Source organism: Streptomyces sp. NTH33 (genome assembly GCF_003236365.1).
Classification (GTDB): Bacteria; Actinomycetota; Actinomycetes; order Streptomycetales; family Streptomycetaceae; genus Streptomyces.
Window position 1 is genome coordinate 1 of the sequence record NZ_POTZ01000275.1, and the last position, 9787, is coordinate 9787.

Here is a 9787-nt window from a genome sequence, read left to right on the forward strand (position 1 = left end):
GGTTCGGTGCTGCGTATGCCGAGCAGGCACAGGGTGGAGGCCAGAAAGGTCGCGGCGTCGACGAGGAGGCCGCTGACCGCGCCGAACAGTCCGGCCAGCATGCCGCCGCCGCCGAGCCCTGCGAGCTGTGCCGCGGACTCGCTGCCCTGGAGTTTGGCGTTCGCCTCGGCGAGGTCCTCGCGGTGGACGACGGAGGGCAGGTAGACCCGGTAGGCGATGGAGAAGAAGACGTTCGCCAGCCCGGTGAGCAGCGCGACGACCATGAGTTGGGTCATGGTCAGGACGTCCAGCCAGGCGGCGAGGGGCACGCTGGCCAGTAGCACCAGCGAGCCCAGGTTGCATACCAGCATCAGCGGGCGGCGCGGCAGCCGGTCCACCCAGGCTCCGGCGGGCAGCCCGACCAGCAGCCAGGGCAGCCAGGCCGCGGCGGCCAGCGCGCTCACCCAGAAGGTGCTCGCGTCGAGGCTGACGACGGCGACCAGCGGCATGGCGACGCCGGTGATGTTGCTGCCGAACCGGCTCATGGTCTCGCCCGCCCACAGCAGCCGGAAGTCCCGCCCGCGCAGCAGTCCGCCGCGGGGCCGTGGTGCGGTAACGGTGGTGGTGCTCATCGGTCCGTCATCACCTTGGTCACCTCGTCGGTCAGTCGGGCGGCGGCAGCGTCCCAGCGTGCTCGACGGGCATCGAACTCCGTTCTGGACAAGGCGAGTTCACTGCGTGCGCGGGTCAGGGCCGCGTCGGGCGCGGTGCCGCCGGGGCCCCCGCCGTGGGCGCAGGCTGCGGCGACCGTCTCCGGGTCCAGCCAGTCGGCGGGGTATCCGGCGGCGGCGCCGGCCACGGCGGGCTGCGTGCGGGCCGCCTCGGACAGCGGGAGGTCGCCGTCCAGCGCGGCGAGGACGGTCTCCCCGACGAGGTGGTGGGCGGTGCGGAAGGGCATGCCGTCCACGACGAGACGCTCGGCGAGGTACGTCGCCGAGGTGAAGCCGTCCCGGGCCCGGGCCCGCATGCGCTCGCGGTCGGGTTCGGCACCGGCGACGACGAGCCGCAGCAGGGTCGCCGCCTCCTCGGTGCCGGCGAGGCCGGGCCACAGGTGGCGTACGGCCTCGGTGCCGACGGCGATGGCGTTGGTGTAGCCGGCGGTGGACATGGCGGTGGCGGCGCCGGTGAAGCCGGCCAGGGCGGCACTGGAGCGGCCCTGGATGTGCTCCAGCAGGAAGGGATTGCGCTTCTGCGGCATCATCGAGCTGGAGCCGACCAGGTCGTCGGCCATCCGCAGCAGCCCGAACTCCTCGGTGGTCCACCAGGTCAGGTCGCGGGCGATGCGGGCCATGAGCACACCGAGCACGGCCGCGGCCGACAGCATGCGCAGCGCGAAGTCGCGGGAGGCGACGGCGTCGACCGAGTTCGGCGCCGCCCCGGCGAAGCCGAGGAGTTCGGCGGTGCGGCCGGGGTCGACGGGCACGGAGGTGCCGCCGACGGCCCCGGCGCCGAGCGGGTTGACGTCGATCTCCCGTCCAGCGTCGAGCAGTGCCTCGACCGAGCGCAGCACGGCGCCGGCGACTCCGCACAGGTAATGGCCGTAGCTGATCGGCACTGCGGGCTGGCCGTGCGTGTAGGCGGGCATGGTGACGTCACGGAACCGCTCGGCCCTGTCGAGCAGGACCTCGGCCAACTCCAGGATCTCGGCGAGCAGTCGGGCGTAGGGGGCGCGCACCCGCAGCCGTACGGTGGTGGCGTTGAGGTCGTTGCGGGAGCGGCCGGTGTGCAGCACGCCGCCGGTCCGCTGGCCGAGCCGGTCCACGAGCCAGCCCTCGTACGCCAGGTACAGTCCGCGCGGCATGGGACGGTCCCGGACGGCGGCGAAGTCGTCGGCGCGCAGGGCGTCGATGGTGTCCAGGAGTGCCCCGGCGCGGGAGGCGTCCACGATGCCGCGCTCGGCGAGCATGACCAGGTGGGCCCGGTCCACCTCGCTGATCAGCCGCAGTTCCTGCCCGATCGGGTCGTCGGCGCCGGGCCGGTACTGGTCGTAGACGATGCGGTGGGCGCGGGCGTCGAGGGCGGTGCGCAGCCGCCCGGTGTCCACTCCCCCGGCGTCGACTGTCGTTCCCGGGGCGGTGTGCGGTGCCGTGCTCATACCGGCATCGCCTCCTTCATCGGGGCGTGTTCCAGGGCGGTGGCCAGGCCGAGGGCCCGGGCGGTGTCGGCCGCTCGCGCCGCCTCCCCGGGGCCGGCCGCGACGGCGATGACGTGACCGAGCCGGCCGCGGAAGTCCTCGGCCGGTCCGACCCGGGTGCCGGGCGGACGGTAGAGGGCGGCGGCGACGACACCGGGCACGGCGAGGGCGGTGGCCTCGGCGGCGTCCGTGTCCCCGAGGACGGCGTCGGTGCCGGCGGTGAGGAACCGGATGGCGGCCGCGCCCACGGTGCCGGTCGTGTCGGTGAGGTCGACGGGCAGGCCGAGTCCCGCGCGCACCTGGGCACCGACCAGGTCGACGCCCCGGGCGCGGCGCACCAGTTCCGGGATCATCCCGCCGGCCAGGCGCGGGTTGACCTCGATGACGCGGGCCACGCCGCCGTCGAGGCGGAGTTCGACGTGGGCCGCGCCCCAGCCGAGGCCGAGCGCCTTGACGGCATGCACGGCGCTGTCGACCAGTGCGGCGGCCTCGGGCGCGGGCAGCACGGCCGGCACGTCATGGCCGGTCTCCACGAAGACCGGCGGTGCGCCGACGTGCTTCGCGACGGTCACCACGGCGTGCTCGCCGAACACCTCGACGGAGAACTCGGGCCCGGTGAGGTACTGCTCCACGAGGACCCGGGCGGGCGTGCTCAGCCCGCGCTCGTTGACCGTCGCTGCCAGCAGCTCCCCTGCGTGATCTGCCACTTCGCCGGGGTCCCGGCACAGGCGTACGCCCAGGCTGCCGGAGCCCTGCACCGGCTTGACCACCACCGGGGCGCCCCGCCACTGCGCGGCGGCGACCGCCTCGGCGACCTCGCCGGCCACCGAGAACCAGGGGACGGGCACGTCCGCCTCGGCCAGGGTGCGGCGCTGCACTGACTTGTCCCGGCAGGCGCGCACCGCGTCCGCCGAGGGCCCGGGCAGCTCGAGCCGTGCCGCCAGTTCGGCGGCGGTGGCGACGTAGTACTCCGAGCTGGACAGCACACCGGCGACGCGCGCCCCGGCGGCGAGCCGCTGTACGGCGGCCCACAGGGCATCGCCGTCCGCGGTGTCCACGACGACCGTGCGCAGCTCGTCCTCGGCCGCGTAGGGATAGCGGCCGGGGTCGGCGCTCAGCAGCACCGGCTCGGCGCCGAGGGCGCGGGCCCGCTGCGCGAACTGGCGTCCCGTGCCGGTGGTGTTGGACTCGATGAACAGCAGCAGCGGGGTGTTCATGCGTCCGTCTCCGGCATCATCACGTCGTCGAAGCCGCGGCGCGCCCAGAGCAGGCGGGACCAGGAGGGCGGCGCGTCGAGCGGGTGCGCGACGGTCACGGGTCCGCCCGGGGTGGGCGCCGGTTCGATACCCTGCTCGCGCAGCCAGTCGGTGTTGTAGACGGTCGACTGGTAGCGGTAGCCCTCGTCGGGCAGCACCATGACGACCTTGCTCTCGGAGTTGCGCGCGGCCCACCAGGAGGCGACCTGGAAGGAGGCGCCGCTGGTCGGGCCCATGAACAGGCCGTGGGTGCGGAAGAGTTCGTGGGTGGCGTGGAAGGCCTCGGACGCGGTGACCCAGTGGACCTCGTCGTAGGCGGCGTGGCGGACGTTGCCGGGGTGGATGCTGCTGCCGAGCCCGCGCAGGGTGCGCGGTCCGTCGGGGGTGCCGAAGATGATCGAGCCGTGGGTGTCCACGCCGACCAGGTGCAGGGCCGGGTCCACCGGGCGCAGGGCGGCGGCCAGGCCTCCGGTGGAGCCGCCGGAGCCGACCGGTCCGACCAGGCAGTCCACTGAGCCGACGGTCTCCCCGATGAGTTCGGCCACCGCCGCGTAGGCACCCGGGTTGTCGGGGTTGTCGTACTGCCCTGGGACGAAGCTGTCCGGGTGCAGCCGGCGCAGTTCCTCGACGCGGGCCAGGCGGGCGCCCTGGATGCCGCCGGGCTGGCCGGCGTACTCGACGATCTCGACCGTGGCGCCCAGCATCTCCAGCCGGGTGCGCAGGTCCCGGTCTATCGCGGAGTCGCCCACGATGGTCAGGTCGTAGCCGCGCAGCCGGCACACCATCGCCAGGCCGAGCGCGAAGGTGCCGGAGGAGGTCTCGATGATCCGGGTGCCGGGCCGCAGCTGCCCGGCGGCCTCCGCGCGGTCGATGATGAACCGCGCGGGCAGCAGCTTCATCAGGCTGAACGCGGCGGCGTAGAGGTTCTCGGTCACCTGGATGATGCGGGGCAGCTCGGTGGCGTCCACCACCGAGTCGTGCACCCGCGCGGCGCCCGCGATCGTGGAAGTGGTCATGTCAGTCACCCGTCGTGAAGATCCACTGCTCGTGGATGCCGATGTTGTGCAGCAGTCGCCGGCCGTGCTCGGTGCGGGCGTCGACCTCGGGGTCGTCGCGGTCGTAGAGGAGTCCGGCGATGTCCCCGCTGTGCGCGGCCTGGATGCCGAGGGCTCCGGTCTCCCGCTCGATGGCGCGCAGGCTGTCGAGGAGCGGGATGGGCAGGTGCCGCTGGTTGATCTCGGTGCTGGCCGAGGCCACCGCGCCGACCAGAGCCACGTCCTTGGTGTGGATGGCCTCGCGCAGCATCGCGTGCAGCTCGGCGAAGACCCCGACCTCCGTGCTGTCGTAGCGGGCCGGCGGGAAGGCCAGGGTGTCGACGCCCTTGCCGTCGTTCTCGGGCCGTGAGCCGAAGCCGAGGACCCGCACGGCCGGCATCCGGTAGCCGAAGTCCTCGATGACCTTGCCCTCGCGCTGCGCGAACAGCACCGAACTCTCCTTGAACATCAGGGAGTCGGAGGCGGTCTCGGCGCGCACCGCGATCCGTGCGACGACCTCGGGCGGCAGCGGACGCACCAGGGCGTCCTGTACGGCCCAGATCGCCGCCAGCACGTCACTGGTCGAGGAGCCGAAGCCGCGGCACAGCGGAACATCACCGGTCAGTTCGAGATGCCCGCCGACCGGCCCCTCCCCGGGCCGGACACAGGCCTCGACGGTGAGCTGCGCCGCGCGCCGCGCCTTGGTCTTCCAGGGCGGGGAGACGGTCAGCTCCTCACCCCGGGCGGGGATGAAGGACGCCTGGGTGGTGTGGACGGTACAGGGCATCGTGACCAGCCCCCGGGTGAGCTGACCCTGGTGTGGAAAGACGCCCTGGAGAATTTCGCCGTGATGTATCGGCGCGGAAGCGACGCCGACGCGCCAACCGGAATGATCCACCATGTCCTTGACTTCCTCTGGGGGCCGGACCGGACCGCTCACTGGGCCTGGCCGATCATGCGGACCCCTCCACGCTAGGCAGCACCGGCGCGCGGATCCGGCTGGTGGAGCGGCAGTATGCGGGCAGTTCGCCGCCGGCGGCGGAACGTAGCTGTCAACACGCGAGTGCGGGCATGCCACCGGGGCCCGTACGGCGTCGAGTCTGCCGTACGGGCCCCGGGGCGTGCCGTGTGTCAGATGCGGGCCGGCCGCAGCCGACGGGCGAGCACCTCCCCGATCGCCCGCAGCGGCTCCGCCTCGGTCATCCGGGCGTGCTCGCAGTCGACCGCGAACTCCTCGACCCGACCCGCGACATACGGCGCCCAGGCCGCCGCCCCCGACTGTGCCGCCGGGGTGCCCGTCGCGTCGAAGAACAGCGCGTCACCGCCGAACCGGACGTCCGGCACGTACCGATAGCGCATCCGCAGGTTGTCGAGGGTCGCCGCCACCACGACCGCCGCCTGCGCGTGCTCCAGACCGGCGAGCACCCGGTCCGACTGCCGCAGTGCCTCGGCGAGTTCGGCGATGTCCGGGACGCCGTCCGCGCACCGCACCGGCACCGACTCGCCCCGGCTGCCGAGCAGGGCGGTCAGTACGTGCCTGCCGTCGATCTCGGGTGCCCGGAACCCGTCGGGCAGCGGGTAGGAGTCGAGGAGGGCCAGCAGAGCCACCTCTTCGCCGGCCGCTTCGAGACGGGCGGCGACCGCGTGCGCGACGAGTCCGCCGAAGGACCAGCCGAGCAGGTGGTACGGGCCGTGCGGCTGAACCTTGCGGATCTCGGCGAGGTAGTCGTCCGCCATCTCCTCGATGGAGGCCGGCGCGTCCTCGGTACCGCCGAGCCGGCGGGCCTGGAGGGCGATGAGTGGCCGGTCGGTACCGAGGTGCGGCAGCAGTCCCGCGTAACCCCAGCTCACTCCGGAGACAGCGTGCACGCAGAACAGGGGCGCCGTGTCCGCGTCACGGCCGGCCGCCGCCCTGATGGGCAGCACGGTGTCGAGCGGGTTGCCGCCGCTGCCCGCCGCGATGTGCTCGGCGAGCAGCGCCGGGGTGGGGCTCTGGAAGAGGTCGCGGATGGTGACGCGGGTGTCCCAGACCGTGCGGATACGGCTGATCAGCCGGGTGGCGAGCAGGGAGTGTCCGCCGCGGTGGAAGAAGTGGTCGTCGATGGTGACAGCGGGCAGGGCCAGGGTGTCGGCGAAGAGGCCGCACAGGATCTCCTCGGCCGGGTTGCGCGGGGCACGCCCGTCGAAGAGTGCGGTCGGGTGGGGGGCGGGCAGGGCGCGGCGGTCGAGCTTGCCGTTGACCGTGCGCGGGAGTTCGTCCAGGGCCACGATGGCCGCCGGGACCATGTACTCGGGCAGGCGGGCGGCCGTGTGCCGCAGCAGGGCCACGGTGTCGGCGACTTCACCGACGACGTAGACGACGAGGCGCTTGTCACCGGGGCGGTCTTCCCGGACCACCGCCGCCGCCTGCCGCACGTCCGGGTGCGAGGTCAGTGCCGCCTCGATCTCGCCCGGTTCGATCCGAAAACCGCGGAGCTTGATCTGCTGGTCGCCCCGGCCCAGGTACTCCAGGGCGCCCTGCTTGTTCCAGCGGGCCAGGTCGCCCGTGCGGTACATCCGCGAGCCGGCCGGACCGTACGGGTTGGCCACGAAACGGTCGGCGGACAGCCCCGGCTGTCCGATGTAACCATGGGCCAGACCGTGCCCGGCGACGTACAGCTCACCCGGAACCCCGGGCGGCACCAACTCCAGGTTCCCGTCCAGGACATAGGCGTGCTTGCCGGACAGCGGACCGCCCACCGGGATGCTCGCCGCGCCCTCGGCCATGCCCGGCTCGATCGTGAACGTCGTCGTGAAGCCCATGCTCTCCGCCGGGCCGTACCCGTTCAGCAGACGCAACTGGGGATGAGTCTCCAAGGCGCGGGCGACGTGCGCCGGCGAGGCCGCCTCGCCTGCGGTCATGGCCTCGCGGATCCGTCCGAAGACGCCGGGATGTTCGTCCAGCATGTGGTTGAACAGACTCGCCGACATCTGGAGCGTGGTCACCTCGTGGCGTTCCACCAGCTCCACGATCTGGTGCGGGTCCGTGTGCTGACCCGGCTGGAGGACACAGACACCCCCGTGCAGGAGCGGGCCGAACACCTCCAGCGCGAACGCGTCCCACGACACCGGAGAGCACTGCAAGAACGTCTGCTGCGGGCCGAAGGCCAGATAGTCCGGGCCCACGAACGTCGCCGCCAGCGCCCGGTGCGAGGCCGCCACCCCCTTCGGCACACCCGTCGAGCCGGACGTGAACATCACACACGCCACCGACTCCGGGGATCCGCCCGTCTCCACCCCCGCACCCGAGGCGGCGCTGATCCCCGCCACCTCACGCGTCAAATCGACACACACCGCGTCGGTCCGCAGCGCCGGGAGGTGGGACTGCGTGACGAGCGCAGCGGGACGCACCTGCTCCAGAACGCCGTTCAGGCGCTCCTCCGGGAACTGCGGATCCAGCATCGTGTAACCCGCGCCCGCCTTCAGCACCGCCAGGATGGCGGCCACCATGTGCGGCGAACGCTCCACATGCACGGCAACCAGATCACCCGGCCGCACACCCCTGCCCGACAGATACCGGGCCAGACGGTTCGACCACACATCCAGCTCGCCGTACGTCACCTCCTGGTCCTCGAAGACCAGCGCCAGGGCCTCCGGGGAGCGTGCCGCCTGCCCCGTGAACAGACCGTCCAGGCCGAGTTCGGGGGCCCGGGTGAGGGGCCCAGACCAGGTGTCCAGCAGTTGCCGCTCCTCGGGGGCGAGCAGCTGAATCGAGCCGACGGCGGTGTCGGGGTCCGCCGCGGCCGACTCCAGCAGGAGCAGGGTGCGCTCCAGCAGGAGTCCGACCGTCCTCGGCTCGTACAGGTCGGTGGCGTACTCGACGGTGATGTCGAGCCCGTCCGGGCTGCCGTCGGCCGCCCGCCGCTCACCGAAGGCGAAGGTCAGGTCGAACTTCGCGATCCTCAGCTCCGGGTCGAGGAAGGCCGCTTCGAGGCCTGCCAGGTCCGGGGCACCGGCGGCGGTGTCGCCGACGGTGAGCATGACCTGGAACAACGGATGCCGGGACGCCGAACGCTCGGGGTTGAGCACCTCGACGAGCCGGTCGAACGGAAGATCCTGATGAGCCCACGCGGCAAGATCCGTTTCCCGCACCCGGGCCAACAGCTCACGGAAGGTGGGATCACCACCCACATCCGTACGCAGGACCAACGTGTTGACGAAGAAGCCCACGAGATCGTCGAGAGCCTCGTCCGTACGGCCCGCGACCGGCGAACCGATCGGGACGTCCACACCAGCACCACACCGCGCCAGCACGGTCGCCACAGCGGCCTGGGCGACCATGAACAGGGTGGTTCCGGTCTCGCGCGCCAGCCCGGTCAGCGCGGCGTGCGTGGTGGCGGGGGCGGTCACCTTGTGGGTGGCCCCGCGATAGGAGGCGACGGCGGGACGCGGCCGGTCCGCCGGCAGCGTCGACTCCTCCGGCAGCTCGGCCAACTCTGTTCGCCAGAAATTGAGTTGGCGCTCCTCTTCGGTGGTGAGGAGACTGTGCTGCCACAGACTGTAGTCGGCGTACTGGACCGGCAGCGGCTCCCACTCGGGGGCCGCGCCCCGCGAGCGTGCCGCGTACGCCGTGGCGAGGTCCCGCAGGAGCGGGCCGTTCGACCAGCCGTCAGAGGCGATATGGTGCATCACCACCAGGAGCACGTGCTCCTCGGGGGACAGCGCCAGCAGATCCGCGCGGATGGGCAGATCGGCGGCGAGGTCGAAGGTGACGCCGGCCAGCCGGGCCAGCGCCTGGTGCAGGGACTCCTCCGTCACCAGGGTCACCGGGAGCGCGAGGTCGGTCTCCGCGAGGGAACGGACGGCCTGGTGAGGCGTGCCGTTCTCGGAGGGGAACGTGGTCCGCAGGGCTTCGTGCCGGCCGATCACGTCGACCAGGGCACGGCGCAGCGCCTCGGTGTCGAGCGTGCCGGTAAGCCGGACGGCCAGCGGAATGTTGTACGTCGGTGACGGGCCCTCCAACTGGTCGAGGAACCAGAGCCGTTGCTGAGCAGAGGACAGCGGCGGCCGATCGGGCCGCTCCCCCGCCACCAGCGCCGGTCGCTCGTCCGCGCCGGTGCTGACCGCGATCAGCTCGACCAGCCGTACGACCGTCGGGTGCTGGAAGATGTCACGCACCCCGAGCCGTACCCCGAAGGCCTGCCGGATCTTCGAGGTGAGCCGGGTGGCGAGCAGGGAGTGTCCGCCGCGGTGGAAGAAGTGGTCGTCGATGGTGACAGCGGGCAGGGCCAGGGTGTCGGCGAAGAGGCCGCACAGGATCTCCTCGGCCGGGTTGCGCGGGGCAC

6 protein-coding genes are annotated in these 9787 nt (G+C 72.6%); all 6 read right to left on the reverse strand.

Translation table 11 applies throughout. The annotated features are described in order from the left end of the window. Positions 1-611, reverse strand: a 611-nt coding sequence (locus tag C1I97_RS23765) for an MFS transporter (protein ID WP_146608274.1), incomplete at its 3' end; no start/stop codon positions are given. Continuing rightward, positions 608-2134 (reverse strand): argininosuccinate lyase, encoded by a 1527-nt coding sequence (gene argH, locus C1I97_RS23770; protein ID WP_111005222.1) that lies wholly within the window; start codon positions 2132-2134, stop codon positions 608-610. The genes argH and C1I97_RS23765, both read right to left, overlap by 4 nt. After that, a complete protein-coding gene (locus C1I97_RS23775; RefSeq protein ID WP_111005223.1) occupies positions 2131-3390 on the reverse strand; it encodes an ATP-grasp domain-containing protein in 1260 nt (419 codons plus the stop codon). The genes argH and C1I97_RS23775 overlap by 4 nt, the downstream gene beginning before the upstream one ends. Further along, positions 3387-4445, reverse strand: a complete 1059-nt coding sequence (locus C1I97_RS23780) for a PLP-dependent cysteine synthase family protein (RefSeq protein ID WP_181446877.1) — start codon at positions 4443-4445, stop codon at positions 3387-3389. The genes C1I97_RS23775 and C1I97_RS23780 overlap by 4 nt, the downstream gene beginning before the upstream one ends. A gap of 1 nt (position 4446) precedes the next feature. Beyond that, positions 4447-5250, reverse strand: coding sequence for a GHMP family kinase ATP-binding protein (locus C1I97_RS23785; RefSeq protein ID WP_258382713.1), 804 nt, complete (start codon positions 5248-5250; stop codon positions 4447-4449). Between the two features lie 344 nt (positions 5251-5594). Then, positions 5595-9787: non-ribosomal peptide synthetase (locus C1I97_RS23790; RefSeq protein WP_146608275.1), on the reverse strand; the 4193-nt coding region annotated here is incomplete at its 5' end.

Bases quoted from the DNA above. Each gene is read 5' to 3' on its own strand.
- C1I97_RS23775 (WP_111005223.1), bottom strand. From the start codon at position 3,390: ATGAACACCCCGCTGCTGCTGTTCATCGAGTCCAACACCACCGGCACG.
- C1I97_RS23785 (WP_258382713.1), bottom strand. From the start codon at position 5,250: ATGCCCTGTACCGTCCACACCACCCAGGCGTCCTTCATCCCCGCCCGG.
- argH (WP_111005222.1), bottom strand. From the start codon at position 2,134: ATGAGCACGGCACCGCACACCGCCCCGGGAACGACAGTCGACGCCGGG.
- C1I97_RS23780 (WP_181446877.1), bottom strand. From the start codon at position 4,445: ATGACCACTTCCACGATCGCGGGCGCCGCGCGGGTGCACGACTCGGTG.